Origin of the sequence: Streptomyces sp. NBC_00289 (genome assembly GCF_041435115.1) — a bacterium.
GTDB lineage: Bacteria > Actinomycetota > Actinomycetes > Streptomycetales > Streptomycetaceae > Streptomyces.
The window spans coordinates 7,596,539-7,615,797 of the sequence record NZ_CP108046.1 but is presented as its reverse complement, the minus strand read 5'-3'; the positions used below and the strand labels follow the sequence as shown (position 1 = coordinate 7,615,797).

Sequence of the window (19,259 nt, the reverse complement as noted above, 5' to 3'; positions counted from 1 at the left end):
ACGGACCGCCCGGGTCGGAAGAACCGATCACCCGATGTGACGACGGAAGATCAGCGCCTGTTGACCAGCTGGATCATCCTTTCAGCGCCGCGAGGGCCTTCTTGATCAGCGCGGTCCGGTCGGCCGCCGCGGTGACGTGTTCCAGGCCGAAACCCAGCAGCACGGTGTCGTCGGTGGTGACCGCTCCATATGTCTGGAACAGCGTCCCGGTGCGCGTCCAGTCCTTGAGGACGGCCGGGCTGCCCGCGGGCGGTCCGGCCACACTCCAGGCGCCCAGGGAGCTCTCGAAGCCCTCGGCCCCGGTGGCCGTGCCGCCCACGACGAGCGAGGTGTCGTCGGCGAGGACGCCGTGACCGCCGGAGCCCGGGTCGGTGACGTAGCTGATCGACACCTCGACGGACTTGCCCGCGTAGGCGCTCAGGTCGAAGTTCACCTGCTGCCAGCCGCTGGAGGCGCCGGTGAGGCTGTTCCACGCACCGGAGGTGCCGGTCGCGGTGCAGCCGCCCGACGCGACCGTCAGGTAGTGCTTGAGCCAGGGGTGCTCGCCGACGTAGAAGCCGCCCTCGCACTCCGCGGGCACGGTGGTGCTGGTGGCACCGCCGGTCTCCGGGAGGGTCGTCCAGTCGTCGGCCCCGGTGGTGTGCGCCTCGACCACGACGTTGTCGTAGCCGGGCTCGGTGTCCCACAGCAGCTGTGCGCGCAGGGTGGGCGTGTCCGCCGCGCCGACGCCGGTCAGGTCGACGGTCCGGGTGAGCCGCTTGTACGCGTCGTCCGTGTGCACGGCGGCCGCCATGGACGAGCCCGCGTAGGGTCCGTACGGGTTGACGGTTCCGGCGAACTGGCCCGCGCCCGCGCTGGCGAACTGCGGGTACGTGGCGGCCGGCAGCTCGTCCGAGGTCACGCCGTAGGTGCCGGCCCGTTCGAGCGGGTTGCCGGTCGCGGCGCCGAGCGGGGCCGTGAGGCCGGCGAGAGGGCCGGAGCCGGTGAAGCCGGTGGCCCCGGGTGTCGACGTACGCGAGTAGGCGCCCAGGTAGTACTGGCTGAAGTCGTTCGACAGGGTGCCGTCACCGAGGTCGACGTTGCCGCCTGCCTGCTCGCCCGCCTCGATCAGCTTGCCGCCCTCGTTGAGGAAGGCGCGCAGCTGGAGCTGGGTGGCGACACCGGGAACGCTAGCGCCGGTGTAGTGGACGACCGTGCCGAAGTGGTCCAGCACGCCGAGCGCGTCCGGCGCGCCCTGCGTCGCGACGTCCCAGACGATCGCCTTGCGGCCGGCCGCCTTCAGCGCGTCGACGTACTTCTGCGCCTGCGTGGCGGCCGCGCCCTCCTCGGCGACCACGAGCGTGTCCGCGCGCGGCCGCTCGGCCACGGTGTACGTGAAGTGCCGGCTGGAGACCGCCCTCTTGTTCTTCGTGCCGCCGGTGAACCACACCTCGACCTTGTCGCCCGGATCGCCGTCCTTGACCTTGGCCCGGTACTCGTCGAAGTAGAGGTTGTCGTCACCGCCGTACGTCTCGCCGCCCTTCCACGCCCGGAGCGGCACGTCCTTGGCGCGATGGCCGTTGACGCGGTACCTGAGCTTCTTGTCGCGCACCGCCTTCCGCACGACTACGGAGACCTCCTGGTCTGCGCCGCGGGAGTACGAGGCCGCGAACGTGGCCGGGGTGAAGTCGGCCGCGTCGATGCCGACCGAGGAGGACGGCTTGTCCGGGTGGGTGGCGGTCTCGGCGACGGAGAGCGCGAAGGGGATGTTCTTCGCGAACTCGTCCTGGATCAGCTTCTCGTCGTCCGGGAAGGTGAAGATCGACTGGCAGTCGGCCGCGTTCCAGGCGTCGCCCGGATCCACGGCCGAGGCCGTCTGGCAGGTGGACATCTCGGGGGTGAACATCGACATGCCGTTGACGTTCGCCGCGTGGCCGTCGGCCTCGCCGTTGGTCGTGTACAGCTCCGAGGAGACCTGCGGGTGGTAGCCGGGGATCGCGGAGTTGTCGGGCGTGCCGGCGAGCGCCTCGTAGGCGACGTCGTCCGGAGTGGGTGTGGCCACCTGCCAGCCGACCCCGTAGAGGAGGAGTTCGGCGGCGGAGTGGTAGTTGATGGCGTACCTGAACCCGATCCGCTTCTCGAAGGCGTCGAGCGCCTTGGTCTCGGGTTCCGAGCCCGGCGCGGCACCGCGGTAGGTCTGGCTGGTGGGGTTGGGCGACGAACCCTCGTCGTCGTAGCCCCACTTGTAGGCGAAGTTGCGGTTGAGGTCGACGCCGTCACCGGTGGAGATGACACCGTCGGCGTTGACGTCCCGAAGGTTCTTGCGCCACAGGCGGTTGTCGGAGTCCTGGAAGGTGTAGTCGTAACCGTCGGGGTTGGCCGACAGGACGAACCACAGCTCGGTGGAGTCGACGAGTTTCCTGACGCGCTTGTCCTTCTTGTAGTTGTCCAGGTAGTAGTGCATCAGCCGGCGGGTCATCTCCGGCGTGATCCACTCGCGCGCGTGCTGGTTGGACATGTACAGCACGGAGGGCTTGGAGCCGTCCTTGGACTTCTTCGCGCCCTTGGTCAGTTTGAGCGCGAGGATGTCCTGGCCGCCGACCGTCTTGCCGATGGAGACGACCTTGGTGAGCCCCGGGTTCGCCTGCCCGGTCGCGACGATCTCCTCCTTCAGCCCGCCACTGCCGCTGTACGGGCGGAACACGCCCTCCGCGGCGGCTCCGACGCGTGCCTCGGCCTTGGCGGAGAAGGTGTGCTCGGTGAGATCGACACCCTGCTTCTCGAGCTTCCCTGCCTGCTTGTCGGTGAGGTAGACCTCGACGGTGGCCCTGCCCTTCTCGGGCACCTGCTCGCCGAGTTCGTGACCGTCCTGCCCGGTGGCCAGCAGCAGGGGTACCTGCTGCTTGGTGACGTCGGCGCGGAAGACCTTGACCTCGTCCGCGTCGGACGTCCCGGGTGCGCCCTGCGGTTGTGCCTGGGCGATGGGCGCGAAGGCCGCTCCGCCGATCAGGAGTGCGCCGACGGCGAGGATCGATCTCGCTCTTCGTCTCATGAACCCCCCTTGCGTGGGTTCGCCACAGCAGCGAACTCTGCCAGGCTCATGACAGTTCATGATCGAGTCAAGGGTGCCTCAGGAACAGGGAAACGCCGGTGCCGTCGCCCAATCGGACTAGTGCACCGGCGTTCTGACGGATCATCATCTGACGTGACCACGATCGGCCGCGCGGCCTGGAGCCGACTCGGACGGCGCGGACGGCTTCAGCGGGTCCAGGGGGGTCAGCTCATTCAGCGGGTTCAGCGGGTCCAGCCGGTCCAGCCGGTCCAGCCGGTCCAGCCGGTCCAGCCGGTTCAGCCGGTTCAGCCGGTTCAGCCGGTTCAGCCGGTTCAGCCGACGAGGTTGTCGGCCAGCTCCTCGCTGATGCCGCACTCCGTGCTCGGGATGCCGAGATCCGAGGCGCGCTTGTCCGCCATCGCGAGCAGACGGCGGATACGACCGGCGACGGCGTCCTTGGTCAGCGGCGGGTCGGCGAGCGCGCCCAGCTCCTCCAGCGAGGCCTGCTTGTGCTCCATCCGCAGCCGGCCCGCGGCGGCGAGGTGCTCGGGGACGTCGTCGGCGAGGATCTCCAGGGCCCGCTGGACACGGGCGCCCGCCGCGACGGCCGCGCGCGCCGAGCGGCGCAGGTTGGCGTCGTCGAAGTTGGCGAGCCGGTTCGCCGTGGCGCGCACCTCGCGGCGCATCCGGCGCTCCTCCCAGGCCAGCACCGACTCGTGCGCTCCCAGACGGGTGAGCAGGGCGCCGATCGCGTCGCCGTCGCGGACGACGACCCGGTCCACACCGCGGACCTCACGGGCCTTCGCAGCGATCGACAGCCGGCGGGCGGCCCCGACCAGGGCGAGCGCGGCCTCCGGACCCGGGCAGGTCACCTCGAGGGACGAGGAGCGGCCGGGCTCGGTGAGCGAGCCGTGTGCGAGGAACGCCCCGCGCCAGGCCGCCTCGGCGTCGCAGGTGGCCCCCGAGACCACCTGCGGGGGCAGGCCCCGGATCGGGCGGCCGCGGCCGTCGACCAGGCCGGTCTGGCGGGCCAGCTGGTCGCCGCCGGCCACGACGCGCACGACGTAGCGCGAGCCGCGCCGCAGTCCGCCGGGCGCCATCACGATCAGTTCGGAACTGTGGCCGAAGATCTCCAGGATGTCCCGCTTGAGGCGGCGGGCCGCCATCGCGGTGTCCAGCTCCGCCTCGATCACAATGCGCCCGCTCACCAGATGGAGGCCGCCGGCGAACCGCAGAATGGCGGAGACCTCCGCCTTCCTGCAGCAGGTCCGGGTGACGGGAAGCCGGGAGATCTCGTCCTTCACCGCTGCCGTCATCGCCATGGGCCGATCCTTCCATGCATCCGAAAAATACGGTCGTACGCGGCGGCAAGGAGCTCCGGGTCATGCCTCGGGCTCCCGTCCTGCCGGGCCACCGGCGCCAGCTCGACCGCGGCGCCGAGCCGCTTGGCGGCCTCGGTGAGTACATCGCGGTCGGGCACGGCGGCCTCGTCGGCCAGCACCACGTCCAGGGCGAGTTTAGGGGCGTGTCGTGCCAAAACCTCCAAATGACGCTGCGGAGAGAAGCCGTCGGTTTCTCCGGGCTGCGGGGCGAGGTTCAGCGAGAGCACCCGGCGCGCCTTCGTCTGGGTGAGCGCGTCGAGGAGATCGGGCACGAGCAGGTGCGGGATGACCGAGGAGAACCAGGAGCCTGGCCCGAGGATCACCCAGTCGGCGTCGAGGACCGCCTCGACGGCCTCGGGGACGGCGGGCGGGTCGTGCGGCACGAGGTGCACGGACTGCACCTCGCCGGGCGTGAGGGCGACGGTCGCCTGCCCCCGTACGGTGTCCACGTCGTCCGGCCGGTCCGGGTCGTGCCCCTTGACCAGGGCCTGGAGCTCAAGGGGTACGGCGGACATGGGCAGCACGCGCCCGTGCGCGCCCAGGAGCTTGCCGACCAGGTCGAGGGCCTGGACGTGATCGCCGAGCTGCTCCCAGAGGGCGACGATCAACAGGTTGCCGACCGCGTGCTCGTGCAGGTCGCCCTGGGACTGGAAGCGGTGCTGGATGACGCGGGCCCAGGTCTGGCCCCAGTCGTCGTCGCCGCACAGCGCGGCCAGGGCCTTGCGCAGGTCGCCGGGCGGCAGCACACCGAGCTCGTCGCGCAGGCGGCCGCTGGAGCCGCCGTCGTCGGCCACGGTGACCACCGCGGTGAGGTCGCCGGTGATCCGGCGCAGGGCGGCGAGCGAGGCCGACAGACCCATGCCGCCACCGAGGGCGACCACCTTGGGCTGGGCGCCGCGGCGGCGCGGCCTGGCGCCGCGGGCCTCGACGGCCCGGCCCGCGCGCCCCTCGGGCACCGTACGGCGCAACCGGGTCAGCCGCGGAGAACGTGCGGTCATTCGCGTCCCATGTCCCGGTGCACGACCACCGTCTCCACGCCCTCGGCGGCGAGGCGCGCGGCGAGCTTCTCCGAGGTGGCGACCGAGCGGTGCTTGCCGCCCGTGCATCCGATGGCGATGGTCACGTACCGCTTGCCCTCACGCCGGTACCCGGCCGCGATGAGCCTCAGCAGTTCGGCGTACCGGTCGAGGAACTCCTTGGCGCCGGGCTGGTTGAAGACGTAGGCCGACACCTCCTCGTTCAGTCCGGTGAACGGACGCAGCTCGGGGACCCAGTGCGGGTTGGGCAGGAAGCGCATGTCCGCGACCAGGTCGGCGTCGACCGGCAGGCCGTACTTGAAGCCGAAGGACATGACGGTGGCCCGCAGCTCGGGCTCCTCCTCGCCCGCGAACTGGGCGTCCATCTTGGCCCGCAGCTCGTGCACGTTGAGGCTGGAGGTGTCGATCACCAGGTCGGCGTCGCCGCGCAGCTCGCGCAGCAGTTCGCGCTCGGCGGCGATGCCGTCGACGATCCGGCCGTCGCCCTGCAGCGGGTGCGGGCGGCGCACCGACTCGAAGCGGCGCACCAGGGCGTCGTCGGAGGACTCCAGGAAGACGATCCGCCGGGTGACGCCCCGGGTGTCGAGGTCGGCGAGGGACTCACGGAGGTTGTCGAAGAAGCGGCGGCCGCGCACGTCGACGACGACCGCGATCCGCGCCACGTTGCCCTGCGAGCGGGCGCCGAGCTCCACCATGGTGGGGATCAGGGCGGGCGGGAGGTTGTCGACCACGAACCAGCCGAGGTCCTCCAGACACTTCGCGGCGGTCGAGCGGCCGGCCCCCGACATGCCGGAGATGATCACCAGCTCGGGGATGGCCGCATCGGGGACCGCGGCTGTTTCGCTGCCCGTACTCACCTGTGCTCCGTTTTCCTGCTGTGCGTCGTGTTCCGCGTCCTGCGGGGCATCCTGCCGGACGTCCTGTCGCGCGGGATTCTCGACCGCTTCCTTGTGCGTGTGATCTCGACCCGCTGTGGGCTGCTGCTCGTGCTCGGTCATGTCTCCTGCCCCCGTCGTTCGTCCGGGGCGCCCGCGGCCACGGGCTCCCCCGAGGCACCCGTCGGTGTCTCGGGTGCCCCGTCTTCATCGTCTTCCATGATCTCTCCAGTCGCCGTGTTGACGGCGGGTGCGGCGGGAACCGCCTGGGCGAGGGCCACGGCGACCGTCTCGGCCGTCTTGCGGCCTATACCGGGAACCTCGCAGATCTGGTCGATTGTCGCGGACCGGAGCTTCTTCACCGAACCGAAATGCTTGATCAGTGCTTGTTTGCGTGTCTCGCCGAGGCCCGCCACGTCGTCCAGGGGGCTCGCCCGGAAGCGTTTGGCGCGTTTGGCGCGCTGATAGGTGATCGCGAAGCGGTGGGCCTCGTCGCGGACGCGTTGCAGCAGGTAGAGGCCCTCGCTGGTGCGGGGCAGGACCACCGGGTCGTCATCGTCCGGCAGCCAGACCTCCTCCAGACGCTTGGCGAGGCCACACACGGCGATGTCGTCGATGCCGAGCTCGTCCAGAGCCCTCTTGGCGGCCGCGACCTGCGGCTGACCGCCGTCGACCACGACGAGCTGCGGCGGGTAGGCGAAGCGCTTCGGGCGGCCGTCCTCTTCGGTGAGAGGGTTCTCGCCGTCGGTCCACTCCCCCGTCCTCTCCTTCTCGGCGAGGTAGCGCCGGAAGCGACGGGTGATCACCTCGTGCATGGAGCGGACGTCGTCCTGGCCCGCGAAGCCCTTGATCTGGAAGCGGCGGTACTCGCCCTTGCGCTGCAGTCCGTCCTCGAAGACGACCATGGAGGCCACGACGTCGTCGCCCTGGAGGTGGGAGATGTCGTAGCACTCGATCCTGAGCGGGGCGCTGTCCAGGTCCAGGGCCTCGGCGATCTCCTCCAGCGCGCGCGAGCGTGTGGTCAGGTCGGAGGCGCGCTTGGTCTTGTGCAGCACCAGCGCCTGCTGGGCGTTGCGCTGCACGGTCTCCATGAGGGCCTTCTTGTCGCCGCGCTGCGGGATGCGCAGGGACACGTTGGACCCGCGCCGCTCGGTGAGCCAGTCCTGCACGGGCTCCACCGGATCCGGCAGGGCCGGGACGAGGACCTCCTTGGGCACCGCGTCGCCGCGCTCCTCGCCGTAGAGCTGCTGGAGGGCGTGCTCGACGAGGGCGCCGGTGGTGATCTCCTCGACCTTGTCGGTCACCCAGCCGCGCTGGCCGCGCACGCGTCCGCCGCGCACGTGGAAGATCTGTACGGCCGCTTCCAGCTCGTCCTCGGCGACCGCCATGAGGTCGGCGTCGGTCGCGTCGGCGAGCACGACCGCGTTCTTCTCCATGGCCTTCGTCAGGGCCCCGATGTCGTCGCGCAGGCGGGCCGCCCGCTCGTACTCCATCTCCTCGGCCGCCTGCGTCATCATCTTCTCGAGACGACGGATGTACGTGCCGGTGCGGCCGGCCATGAAGTCGCAGAACTCCTCGGCGAGTTCGCCGTGCTCCTCGGGCGAGACGCGGCCGACGCAGGGCGCGGAGCACTTGCCGATGTAGCCGAGCAGGCAGGGGCGGCCGGTGCGGGCCGCGTTCTTGAACACGCCGGCCGAGCAGGTGCGGACCGGGAAGACCCGCAGCAGGAGGTCGACGGTGTCGCGGATCGCCCAGGCGTGTCCGTACGGCCCGAAGTAGCGCACGCCCTTGCGCTTCTGGCCGCGCATCACCTGCACCCGCGGGAACTCCTCGTTCATCGTCACCGCGAGGTACGGGTAGCTCTTGTCGTCGCGGTACTTGACGTTGAACCGGGGGTCGAACTCCTTGATCCAGGAGTACTCCAGCTGCAGGGCCTCGACCTCCGTGGACACCACGGTCCACTCCACGGACGCCGCCGTGGTGACCATGGTGCGGGTGCGCTGGTGGAGGTTCGACAGGTCCTGGAAGTAGCTTCCCAGGCGCTGACGCAGGCTCTTCGCCTTTCCGACGTAGATCACCCGGCGGTGCTCGTCGCGGAATTTGTAGACCCCGGGAGTGTCCGGGATCTCTCCCGGCTTGGGGCGGTAGCTGGAGGGGTCGGCCATGTCTCACACCCTACTGGCGGGCGGTGACAGTGCGGCGGGCCTGTGGACAACGCTCCCCGGTCTCCGTGCGCGACACGAGCCCGCGCGGGCGACGGGGTGACGCACGCCACCTTCGCGTCCGGCGTCAGGGCGTCCTGCCCTACGCCAGTCCTGTACAGCGCCTGTCCGTACTCCATACGTCGTCGTGTACTACGCGCGTCCTGTACTACGTGTGAGTTCGCGGGCGCGTTCCGCGACCGTGAGCCGCCCGGGCCCGGCCACCGGAGCGGGACGGGTCCGGACTCGGCCAGGAGTACGTCGCTGTTGGGTATCAGGTGTTGTCGGGACTTGGTCAACACGCTTCAATGCGGGGGAACTCGGGGCGGTGAACGACGGCGTACGGATGTGAAGATCCCCGACGCCTTCAGGAGGGCCCCGACGCCCCCGCGAACGGTCTGACCAGCCGTTGTGAACATTCACAGAAAGGCCCCTGCATGCCGCACGCCACAGAGCACGCGGACGTCGCCACCGTCGGCACCGCTGAACTGGACACGGCCCTGCGGGGCGGCCCCTTCCACGTCGCGCTGCGCGCCGCGATCGCCGCCCGGGGACTGCCGTTGCAGCGTGTGCAGCACCATCTGTCGCGCTACGGGGTCAGGGTGGGCGTGACGAGCCTCAGTTACTGGCAGCAGGGCGCCCGGCGCCCGCAGCGCCCCGAGTCGCTGCGGGCCGTACGCGCGCTGGAGGAGATCCTCCAGCTGCCGGACGAGTCCCTGATCAGGCTGCTCGCCGAGAGCGACGAACGCACGGTGGCCCAACCGCCCGCGGCCCGCTCCTACCGCTCCCTCGTGGCGGCCTCCGGCGTCCTGGAGCAGCTGCTGGCCGAGCTGGACTCGCAGGCGGACAGCGGACTGCTCACCCTCGGGCACCACGAACGGGTACGGATAGGCGCGCACCGCGAGCTCACCAGCCGCGAGTCCCACCACATCGTGCGCGCCCACCGGGACGGCGTCGACCGCTTCGTGGCCGTCCACCACGGTGACCCCGGCTGCGTGCCGGAACGCATGTCCGTACACGCGCTGGAGAACTGCCGTACGGGGCGTGTCCGGCTGCATCACGACACCGGGGTGCTCGTCGCCGAGCTGCTTTTCGACACGCGACTGCGTGCCGGCGACACCTTCCTCTTCCGCTACGCCGTCGAGGACGGCACGGCAGGCATGTCACGCGAGTACGTCCGCGGATTCGGGTCGGCGGGTGGCCAGTACGCCCTCCAGGTGCGCTTCGACGAGCGCGCGCTGCCGGTGCGCTGCCACCGGTTCGCGCAGCACTCGGCGGCGGCACCGCGCAGCGGCCGCCAGGAGCTGGCGCTCACCGGACGCCACCACTCGGTGCACCTTGTCGAGCCGCGGGTGCGGTCGGGGATCGTGGGGATCGGGTGGGACTGGGAGTGACGCAGCGCGTAAACGCTTGCGCAAGCGTTTACGCGCCCACTCTGAATGGGATACCTTCCGGCCAGAAGGACGGTGCGGCTCGGGCTCGATGAGTCGATGGCTCCATCACTCGACGACTCGACGACTCGACGAGGTGTGCGGCTCAGGAAGGGGACCGGACGCGATGCCGACCATGGCCGACGTCGCACGCAGCGCGGGTGTGTCCGTGGCGACCGTCTCGCACGTGCTGAACGACACCCGGCCGGTGCTCCCCCACACCCGGCAGGCCGTGCTCGACGCCATCGACGAACTCGGCTACACGCCCAACACCCTCGCCCGTTCCCTGGTGACCTCCCGCACCCGGTCCATCGGGCTCGCGGTGTCGGCGATCAGCAATCCGTTCTTCACGGACATCCTCCAGGGAGTCGAGGCCGGCGCCCTGGAGCACGGCTACAGCCTGCTCATCGCCGATCCGCACGACGATCCGGAGCACGAGCTCAAGGTCGTCCAGCTACTGCACGAACGGCGGGTGGACGGCATGATCGTCGCGCCCTCCGCGGACCCTCGGGGACTGCTCGCCTATCTCGGACGGCACGCCGTACCCACCGTGCTCCTCGACCGGGTGGTCGACTCCCCCGCGGCCGGTGTGCCCGGCTTCGACCAGGTCTGCGCGGACGGTGCCGAGCCGACGGCCCTGCTGGTCACCCATCTCGCCGGGCTGGGTCACCGGCGGATCGCCCTGGTCGCGGGGCTGCCCGGGCTCAGCACCACCAGCGAGCGGATCACCGGCTACCGGCACGGCCTCGCCGCCGCCGGCTTCCCCTATGACGAACGCCTTGTGGTGCACGGCGCCTCCGACTCGGCCGGCGCGGAGCGTGCCACCGCCGCCCTGCTGTCCCTCGCCGTGCCACCCACCGCACTCGTCACCGCCAACAACGCGATGACCATCGGAGCGCTGCGCGCCCTGCGCGACCGTGGCCTGTCCGTGCCCGACGACATCGCGCTGTGCTGCTTCGACGACTTCGCCTGGGCGGACCTGTTCTCTCCACGCCTCACCGCGATCTCGCAGCCCAGCCGGGAGATCGGCGCCCGGGCGGTCGATCTGCTCCTGGAACGCCTCGCCGCACCCGACCGTCCCGCCCGGACGGTGCGGCTCGGTTGCGCCTTCGTCCACCGCACTTCCTGTGGTTGTCCCGACCGCCCGGAGCACTCCGGGCAACCCGCGCAGTCCCTGCGGTCCGTGCAGTCCGTTCGGCCAGTGAAAGGAAGCATCTCGTGATCGTCGTCGCCGGTGAGGCACTGATCGACCTGGTACCGCAGGGTGCGGGCGCCCTCGCGAGCCTGCGGCCGGCGCTCGGCGGCGGCCCCTACAACACGGCCGTGGCCCTCGGCCGCCTCGGGTCTCCCACCGCCTTCTGCTCCCGTACCTCGAACGACGCCTTCGGCGAGGCGCTGCTCGGCGGGCTGCGCGAGGCGGGGGTGGACGTGTCGGGCGTACAGCGCGGTCCGGAGCCGACCACTCTGGCGGTCGCCACGATCGACACGAGCGGCTCCGCCGCCTACTCCTTCTACGTCGACGGCACCGCCGACCGGCTCTTCGCAGCTCCCGACAGGCTCCCCGCGGATACTCGCGCGGTCTCGTTCGGTACCTGCTCGTTGGTCCTCGAGCCGGGCGCGAGCGCCTACGAGGACCTGATGCGGGCCTCGGCCGCTCAGGGAGTGTTCACCGCGCTCGACCCGAACATCCGGGCCGGCCTGATCCCGGACGCGGACGCCTACCGGGCCCGTTTCAAGAACTGGCTGCCCTCGGTGTCGCTGCTCAAGCTCTCCGAGGAGGACGCGCGGTGGCTGGGCGGTTCCCCACACGAATGGCTGGCCTCCGGCCCCTCGGCGGTCGTGATCACCCGGGGTGGTGACGGGCTGAGCGTGTTCACCCGGGACGGGTCCGAGCACTCGGTGCCGGGCGAGAAGGTCGACGTCGTGGACACGATCGGCGCCGGCGACACCGTCAACGCGGCCCTGTTGCACGGCCTGTCCGTACAGAACGCCCTCTCGGCGCGGGCGCTCGCGGGCCTGGGCGCCGACGGCTGGACCCGACTGCTGCGGTTCGCCGCCCGCGCGGCGGCGATCACATGCTCCCGGGCGGGCGCTGAACCCCCCTACGCCACCGAGATCGGTGACGTGTAGCGGCACACGCCGACGGGGTTCGCCGAAGTCTTCTTGGCACCGAAGTCTTCCTGGCACCGGAGGCCGTGGGGGGCGGACACGGTGGGCGGCGGAGGCCGTGGGCGGCGGACACCGCCCGGGGCGGACGCCGCAGGGAGGCGGACACCGCCGGCGTGCGGACGCCGCGGGGAGGCGGCCACCGCCGGGAGGTGGACGCCGTGGGGGCGCGAACCTCGTGGGCGACGGGGTTCCCTTGGCTCGGCGAGCGGTGGGATGAGCGGTGCCCCCGCGGGAGTTCCCCCGGGGGCACTGGTCGAGCTCGCCGACTGCGTCGGATCCGGGCGTGGCCGAGCCGGTCGGGCTAGGCCAGGCCGTACCCGTCCGGACTGGGGGTCCGGTCGGGCCGGGTGCGTCCGGACTGGGGCCCCGGTCGGGCCGGGTGCGTCCGGGCTCGGCCCCGGTCGGGCCGCCCCCGGACGGGCCGGCCCCGGGTCGGCCCGGCTCCGGGTCTGCCCGGCCCCGGGCGTCCCCGGCGCTCAGGCCTTGCGGGCCCGGGTCGTCTTCTTCGCGGGCGCGGCCGCCTTCTTGGTGGTCGCGGTCGCCTTCTTGGTGGTCGCGGTCGCCTTCTTCGCCGCCGCGGTGGCGGTGGTCCCGGCCGCCTTGGCCGTCGCCGTCTTCTTCGCGGTCGACTTGGCCGCGACCGTCTTCCTCGCCGCCGCCCTGCGCGGGGCGGGGACCGAGGTGGCGTCGCTGATCCGGTCGGCGCCGAGGACCTCCTGCAGGAACTTGCCGGTGTGGCTGGCCGGAACTCCGGCGATCTCCTCGGGGGTGCCCTCGGCGACGACCAGGCCACCGCCGCCGCCACCCTCGGGACCCATGTCGACGACCCAGTCGGCGGTCTTGATCACATCGAGGTTGTGCTCGATGACGATGACCGTGTTGCCCTTGTCGACCAGGCCGCCGAGGACCGTGAGCAGCTTGCTGATGTCCTCGAAGTGCAGACCGGTGGTCGGCTCGTCGAGTACGTAGACCGTGCGTCCGGTGGACCGCCGCTGCAGCTCGCTGGCGAGCTTCACGCGCTGGGCCTCGCCACCGGACAGGGTGGTGGCGGACTGGCCGAGGCGGACATAGCCGAGACCGACGTCGTGCAGGGTCCTGAGGTGACGGGAGATCGAGGGGACTGCCTCGAAGAAGTCCATCGCCTCCTCGATCGGCATGTTCAGGACCTCGGAGATGGACTTGCCCTTGTAGTGGACCTCCAGGGTCTCCCGGTTGTAGCGGGCACCGTGGCAGACCTCGCACGGGACGTAGACGTCCGGGAGGAAGTTCATCTCGATCTTGATGGTGCCGTCGCCCGCGCAGTTCTCGCAGCGGCCGCCCTTGACGTTGAAGGAGAAGCGGCCGGGCAGGTAGCCGCGGACCTTCGCCTCGGTGGTCTCGGCGAACAGCTTGCGGACGTGGTCGAAGACGCCGGTGTACGTCGCCGGGTTCGACCGGGGGGTGCGGCCGATGGGCGACTGGTCGACGTGCACGACCTTGTCGACGAGGTCGTCGCCGTCGACGCGCGTGTGCCGCCCCGGGACACTGCGGGCGCCGTTCAGTTCGCGCGCCAGGTGCGTGTACAGGATGTCGTTGACCAGCGTCGACTTGCCGGAGCCGGACACGCCCGTGACCGCGGTGAACACGCCCAGCGGGAAGGACACGTCGATGTCCTGCAGGTTGTTCTCGCGGGCACCGTGCACCGTGAGCTTGCGCGAGGGGTCGTGCGGGCGCCGGATCTCCGGCAGCGGAATCGCCTTCCGGCCGGACAGGTACTGCCCGGTCTGCGACTCCTCGTTGGCGAGCAGTCCCTTCAAGGAGCCGCTGTGGACGACGTTGCCGCCGTGCTCGCCGGCGCCGGGGCCGATGTCGACGATCCAGTCGGCGACCTTGATGGTGTCCTCGTCGTGCTCGACGACGATGAGCGTGTTGCCCATGTCGCGCAGCCGGACCAGGGTCTCGATCAGCCGGTGGTTGTCGCGCTGGTGCAGGCCGATGGACGGCTCGTCCAGGACGTACAGGACGCCGACGAGGCCGGAGCCGATCTGGGTGGCCAGGCGGATGCGCTGGGCCTCGCCGCCGGAGAGCGTGCCGGCCGCGCGGTTCAGTGAGAGGTAGTCCAGGCCGACGTCGACCAGGAACCGCAGCCGCTCGTTGACCTCCTTCAGCACCCGCTCGGCGATCTTCTTGTCACGGGCGTTGAGCTTCAGCTCGCCCAGGAACTCGGCGCAGTCGCTGATGGACATCCCCGACACCTCGGCGATGGACTTCCCCATGACGGTGACCGCGAGGACGAGCGGCTTCAGGCGCGTGCCCTCACAGGTGGGGCAGGGCACCTCGCGCATGTAGCCCTCGAAGCGCTCCCGGCTGGCGTCGCTCTCGGCTTCACCGTGCCGGCGCTTGACGAACGGGAGGGCACCCTCGAAGGGGGTCGTGTAGACCCGCTCGCGTCCGTACCTGTTGCGGTAGCGGACCTCGATCTGCGTCTTGTGGCCGTAGAGCAGGGCCTTCCTGGCGCGCTGCGGCAGGCCGGCGAAGGGGATGTCCGTCCGGAAGCCCAGCGCGTCCGCGAGGGCCCCGACGAGACGACCGAAGTAGTCCTTGGTGTGGCCGTGCGACCAGGGGTGGATGGCGCCCTCGTCGAGCGACTTGTCCTCGTCCGGGACGATCAGCTCGGGGTCGACCTCCATGCGCGTGCCGATGCCGCTGCACTCGGGGCAGGCGCCGAAGGGCGAGTTGAAGGAGAAGGAGCGGGGCTCCAGCTCCTCGAAGGACAGGTCGTCGTACGGGCAGTACAGGTGCTCCGAGTACATGCGCTCGCGGTCGGGGTCGTCCTCGGGGAGGTCGACGAAGTCGAGCACGACCATGCCGCCGGCCAGGCCGAGGGCGGTCTCCACGGAGTCGGTGAGCCGGCGCTTGGCGGAGTCCTTCACCGTGAGGCGGTCGATGACCACCTCGATGGTGTGCTTCTCCTGCTTCTTCAGGACGGGCGGGTTGGAGAGCTGGACGGTCTCGCCGTCCACCCGCGCGCGACTGTAGCCCTTGGTCTGGAGGTCGGAGAAGAGGTCGACGAACTCGCCCTTGCGCTCGCGCACCAGCGGTGACAGCACCTGGAAGCGGCTGCCCTCGGGCAGCTCCAGGACCTTGTCGACGATGGCCTGCGGGGACTGACGCGAGATCGGGCGGCCGCACTCGGGACAGTGCGGCTTGCCGATGCGCGCGAAGAGCAGCCGCAGGTAGTCGTAGACCTCGGTGATGGTGCCGACCGTCGAGCGCGGGTTGCGCGAGGTCGACTTCTGGTCGATGGACACCGCCGGGGACAGGCCCTCGATGAAGTCGACGTCCGGCTTGTCCATCTGGCCGAGGAACTGGCGGGCGTACGAGGAGAGCGACTCCACATAGCGCCGCTGGCCCTCGGCGAAGATGGTGTCGAAGGCCAGGGAGGACTTGCCCGACCCGGACAGGCCCGTGAAGACGATGAGCGAGTCACGAGGCAGGTCGAGCGAGACGTTCTTCAGGTTGTGCTCACGCGCGCCACGGACGATGAGACGGTCGGCCACGCCGGTCCGCACCTTTCTTTGAGAGAAGTGACAGGGGCGAGGCCCCATGCTTTCTCAGACTAGGGGGAGCCACTGACAACGCCGGTCGGATTCCGGGTTGCATAACAATCCCCGGCCATCCAGCATGCCCGACGCCACACCCGACCATATAGCACGCCCATTCGAATTCCGGCGCTGCTTCACCACCTTCACCCGAAGGTGTGGCGGCGCTAGTGTCAGCACCATGATTGATCACGCGCCTGACCTGGTGTCTGTACGGGATGCGACGGACCGCTTGCTGATCGCGGTCGCCGCACTGGACAACGCCTCCGTGACGGAGCCGACACGGCTTTCCGGTTGGTCCCGTGGCCACGTGCTCGCCCACCTCGCCCGGAACGCCGACGCCCTGGTGAACGTCCTCGAAGGCCGCCCTATGTACGTCTCAGGCAACGCCCGGGAAGCGGACATCGAGCGGGACGCCCCGCGCCCCCTCGACGTGCAGCTCGCCGACCTGCGGGAGAGCGCTGCCCGCTTCCAGAAGGCGGGGGACGCGCCGGCGGACTGGTCGCGCACGGTGGAGCTGCGCAACGGGGTCACCGACTCGGCGTCCCGCGTGCCGTTCCGGCGCTGGGCCGAGGTGGAACTGCACCACGTCGACCTGGGGATCGGGTACGAGCTGGAGGACGTCCCCCCGGAGTTCGTGGAGCGGGAGATCGACTTCCTCGCGGAGCGGTTCGGCGGCCATCCGGAGGTTCCCTCGACAGGCCTGGCCACCGACGAGGGCCGGGTCTGGACCACGGGCGGTGGTGCCGACGGGGGCCCGATCGAGGTCAGGGGAACGGCGGCCGACCTGCTCGGCTGGCTCGCCGGGCGCCGTGACGGCTCCGCACTGGGCGTGCGGGGCGGCGCGCTGCCGACACTTCCGCCGCTGTAGCCCGCCGTAGCGGCGCTACGGCGGGCTACGGCGAGGTCCCGCGGGAGGAGGTCGTGGGCCAGGGCAGGGGCGATCCACGAACGGTTCCCGGTTATAGGCTGGCCGCCATGACGTACAGCGGAGCGGTGAAGGTCGGGGGCTCGGCCGACGTGCACGAGCTGCGGGACCTGATGATCACGAAGATCGCGGTCGGCCCGATGGACAACAACGCCTACCTGCTGCGGTGCCGGGCCACGGACGAGCAGCTGCTGATCGACGCCGCCAACGACGCGGCGACACTGCTCGGCATGATCGGTGACGACGGCATCGCGTCCGTCGTCACCACCCACCAGCACGGCGACCACTGGCAGGCCCTCGCCGAGGTCGTCGCGGCCACCGGTGCCCGCACCCACGCGGGCCGTGAGGACGTCGAGGGCATCCCCGTGCCGACCGACGTCCCGGTCGACGACGGCGACACCATCCGGGTGGGGCACGTCGAACTCACCGCGCGCCACCTGGTCGGCCACACCCCCGGTTCGATCGCCCTCGTGTACGACGACCCCCACGGCCACCCCCACGTCTTCACCGGCGACTGCCTGTTCCCCGGCGGGCCTGGCCGGACAACACGTCCCGAGGACTTCGAGTCGTTGATGTCAGGTTTGGAGGCGAAGGTCTTCGTACTCCCGGACGAGACCTGGATCTACCCAGGCCACGGCAACGACACCACGCTCGGCACCGAGCGACCTCACCTCGGCGAGTGGCACGAGCGGGGCTGGTAGGTCGGCGGGCATCGCCGCCTCGGAGGCCGCTGGGGAATAGCCGCGTCTGTGGCAGTCGGTCGAAGCCAGCGGCCACCGCACGAAAACGGTCAGCCGAAGAGCCCCGTACCCGCCGCGATGGCCGCCTGGACAGCTGCGTCGGCACCCGCCGCCGCAGCTGCGGGCAGAGCGGGCGTGACGATGCGTGCGATCCGACGCATGATCCTGCGGCCCCGGGTCGGCTCGGCCCCTTCGCTCTCAAGGGTGTCGATCTCCTCGGCGAGTTCCTCGGCGTCATCCTGCGAGAGCTCCAGGGCCGGCACGATCTGACGCAGCTGGGCGACGAGCGAGGCAAGCGCGTCCCCATCCACGCCCTGATTGACGGTCTGGGTGTTGCCGCCGCCCGTGGCGAGGTTGCTGCCGGTCGCGTTCCCCTGGACGACGATGCCGCCGAAGTGGTTGGTGACGCTGGACGAGTGCGGCTGCTGAGTGGTCATGAAGGTCCTCAAGGTCATGTGGGAGTGGGCGAACTTGATGCCGAGGGGGGTCGGCCGGACGCCGATGCGGCCGGGGACGCGCTCCACGGCGAGGAGGTTCTCGGCCTCGAGGAAGTCGACTGCGGCGAACACCTCGTCCCAGGTGACCTCCGTGCCAGCGAACCACCAGTGCTCGTCTCCGGCGAACTCCTGAAGACTCGCCGATCCTCCAGCCGGGGTGTTGTCGTAGGCCCAGCGTACGAGCCAGTTGTGGAGGTAGACGTCGCGTTCAGTCTTCGACCGCGATATCCGGCGCAGGTGCTGTGCGTGCTCCAGGCCGGCGTTCGTGAACCTCAGCGCGTACACGGGACGTTCGCGGGTCTCGCCCCCGCTGCTCACGTACCCCTGCTCGATCAGCAGCGAGAGGATGGCGTCCTTCTCAGGCATGTCGAGCCGGGCAGATTTCATGATCGCTTCGGGGTCCAGGAACTCAGTGAGACTCCCCCCGGATACTTCGAGCAGGCACAGGAGGAACTGCTCGGCATACCGCTCGGTGGTCATGCTGAGGGATGGTAGCGCCGGAGCCCAAGTTGTCATATTTGACATATGTTTCGGTCCTGGGTCCACCGTGCGCGGCCGTTCAGCAGCGCCGTCCCCGCTGACCAGCGCGCACACCGCCTACGTCGGGGCAGCCGCAGTGGCAGACCACCGGCCTTCGACCGCGAGACCTACATGCAGCGCAACACCGTCGAGCGGTGCGTCAAACGCCTCAAACAGTGGCGAGGCATCGCCACCCGCTACGAGAAGACCGCCACCATATACCTGGCCGGACTCCACATCGCGGGCATCTTCCTCTGGTCCGCCCGGTGATCCAAACGAAACTGCCTAGTACAAAGTGCAAGCACCTGTTCTGACGGGCGTCATGACGGGTCCGGAAGGCGGCTGGCGACGGAGGTCATCATGGCAACGTAAGAACGATGCCTAGGAGGCAGAGGCTCATCCCGCATGTGTGCGGCGAGCACCTCCAACGCTTCACCGGCGGCGCTGTTCCACCAACTGCACATGGCCCTTTCGCGAGACTGACCTTCGACCACTGGAGCCGTTTCCCAGGCGAGGAGAACCTGAACAATCTCCTCCAAGCGCTCCCGAACTTCGTGAGCACGTACAAGAAGTAGAGCCGCGTGTCTAGCCGTGTGCGTGTGCTCGATGACCGTCTCGGTGAGCACACGCAGGGAGTTGGGATCTGCTGAGTCCGGCCGACCGATCCCCAGGGCGACCTGCTGCACCTTGAGGAACGCACCGAGGGCCGCGTCTGCGGCTGCCCTGGAGTAGCCCTCCTGCCGCTCCATACGGACCGTCTTGGCCTGATGATGCTGCTGGAGCCATGCGCCCATCAAGGCGCCTCCAGCGCCTATGACGGCACCACCTAGACCACTGATCAGCCCCACCAACGTCTCCGTCTGCACGGC

Annotated in this window: 14 protein-coding genes; 6 read left to right on the top strand and 8 right to left on the bottom strand. The window is 70.2% G+C overall.

Translation table 11 applies throughout. From position 1 onward, the window contains the following. Positions 1-73: 73 nt before the first annotated feature. The 5 genes from OG985_RS34415 to uvrC all read right to left on the bottom strand — a co-directional run bounded on the left by OG985_RS34415 (position 74) and on the right by uvrC (position 8,490). Positions 74-3,031, bottom strand: a complete 2,958-nt coding sequence (locus OG985_RS34415; protein ID WP_371672263.1) for a M14 family zinc carboxypeptidase — start codon at positions 3,029-3,031, stop codon at positions 74-76. A gap of 332 nt (positions 3,032-3,363) precedes the next feature. Next, complete coding sequence (gene whiA, locus OG985_RS34410; protein ID WP_371672262.1) at positions 3,364-4,353, bottom strand: DNA-binding protein WhiA; 990 nt, start codon at positions 4,351-4,353, stop codon at positions 3,364-3,366. Next, positions 4,344-5,411, bottom strand: coding sequence for a uridine diphosphate-N-acetylglucosamine-binding protein YvcK (yvcK, locus tag OG985_RS34405; protein ID WP_371672261.1), 1,068 nt, complete (start codon positions 5,409-5,411; stop codon positions 4,344-4,346). Before yvcK ends, whiA begins: the two co-directional genes overlap by 10 nt. Beyond that, a complete protein-coding gene (gene rapZ, locus OG985_RS34400; RefSeq protein WP_371672260.1) occupies positions 5,408-6,448 on the bottom strand; it encodes an RNase adapter RapZ in 1,041 nt (346 codons plus the stop codon). Before rapZ ends, yvcK begins: the two co-directional genes overlap by 4 nt. Continuing rightward, positions 6,445-8,490: an excinuclease ABC subunit UvrC gene (gene uvrC, locus OG985_RS34395; protein ID WP_371672259.1), complete on the bottom strand. Its 2,046-nt coding sequence runs from the start codon at positions 8,488-8,490 to the stop codon at positions 6,445-6,447. Before uvrC ends, rapZ begins: the two co-directional genes overlap by 4 nt. A gap of 473 nt (positions 8,491-8,963) precedes the next feature. On the opposite strand from uvrC, the gene OG985_RS34390 reads away from it, so the two are divergent. The 3 genes from OG985_RS34390 (at position 8,964) to OG985_RS34380 (ending at position 12,086) form a co-directional block, all read left to right on the top strand. After that, positions 8,964-9,920, top strand: coding sequence for a hypothetical protein (locus OG985_RS34390; RefSeq protein WP_371672258.1), 957 nt, complete (start codon positions 8,964-8,966; stop codon positions 9,918-9,920). 163 nt (positions 9,921-10,083) lie between these two features. After that, positions 10,084-11,178 carry a LacI family DNA-binding transcriptional regulator gene (locus OG985_RS34385; RefSeq protein ID WP_371672257.1) on the top strand — a complete coding sequence of 365 codons (1,095 nt, stop codon included), beginning with the start codon at positions 10,084-10,086 and terminating at the stop codon, positions 11,176-11,178. Further along, positions 11,175-12,086: a carbohydrate kinase gene (locus OG985_RS34380; protein ID WP_371672256.1), complete on the top strand. Its 912-nt coding sequence runs from the start codon at positions 11,175-11,177 to the stop codon at positions 12,084-12,086. The genes OG985_RS34385 and OG985_RS34380 overlap by 4 nt, the downstream gene beginning before the upstream one ends. Before the next feature lie 515 nt (positions 12,087-12,601). On the opposite strand, the gene uvrA is transcribed toward OG985_RS34380, so the two are convergent. After that, positions 12,602-15,664: an excinuclease ABC subunit UvrA gene (uvrA, locus tag OG985_RS34375; protein ID WP_371672255.1), complete on the bottom strand. Its 3,063-nt coding sequence runs from the start codon at positions 15,662-15,664 to the stop codon at positions 12,602-12,604. A gap of 223 nt (positions 15,665-15,887) precedes the next feature. Here uvrA and OG985_RS34370 point away from each other — a divergent pair, with 223 nt between their 5' ends. Continuing rightward, on the top strand, positions 15,888-16,577 hold the full coding sequence (locus OG985_RS34370; protein ID WP_371672254.1) for a maleylpyruvate isomerase family mycothiol-dependent enzyme: 690 nt from the start codon (positions 15,888-15,890) through the stop codon (positions 16,575-16,577). 107 nt (positions 16,578-16,684) lie between these two features. Then, complete coding sequence (locus OG985_RS34365; protein ID WP_371672253.1) at positions 16,685-17,335, top strand: MBL fold metallo-hydrolase; 651 nt, start codon at positions 16,685-16,687, stop codon at positions 17,333-17,335. An 89-nt stretch (positions 17,336-17,424) separates the two neighbouring features. Here OG985_RS34365 and OG985_RS34360 read toward each other — a convergent pair whose 3' ends face one another. Beyond that, positions 17,425-18,351 carry a hypothetical protein gene (locus OG985_RS34360; RefSeq protein ID WP_371672252.1) on the bottom strand — a complete coding sequence of 309 codons (927 nt, stop codon included), beginning with the start codon at positions 18,349-18,351 and terminating at the stop codon, positions 17,425-17,427. Positions 18,352-18,396: 45 nt separating this feature from the next. Here OG985_RS34360 and OG985_RS34355 point away from each other — a divergent pair, with 45 nt between their 5' ends. Further along, complete coding sequence (locus OG985_RS34355; protein ID WP_371672250.1) at positions 18,397-18,660, top strand: hypothetical protein; 264 nt, start codon at positions 18,397-18,399, stop codon at positions 18,658-18,660. Positions 18,661-18,710: 50 nt separating this feature from the next. On the opposite strand, the gene OG985_RS34350 is transcribed toward OG985_RS34355, so the two are convergent. Continuing rightward, the gene (locus tag OG985_RS34350; protein WP_371672249.1) at positions 18,711-19,256 is read right to left on the bottom strand and encodes a hypothetical protein; all 546 of its coding nucleotides are present in this window, start codon (positions 19,254-19,256) and stop codon (positions 18,711-18,713) included. Positions 19,257-19,259 lie beyond the last annotated feature (3 nt).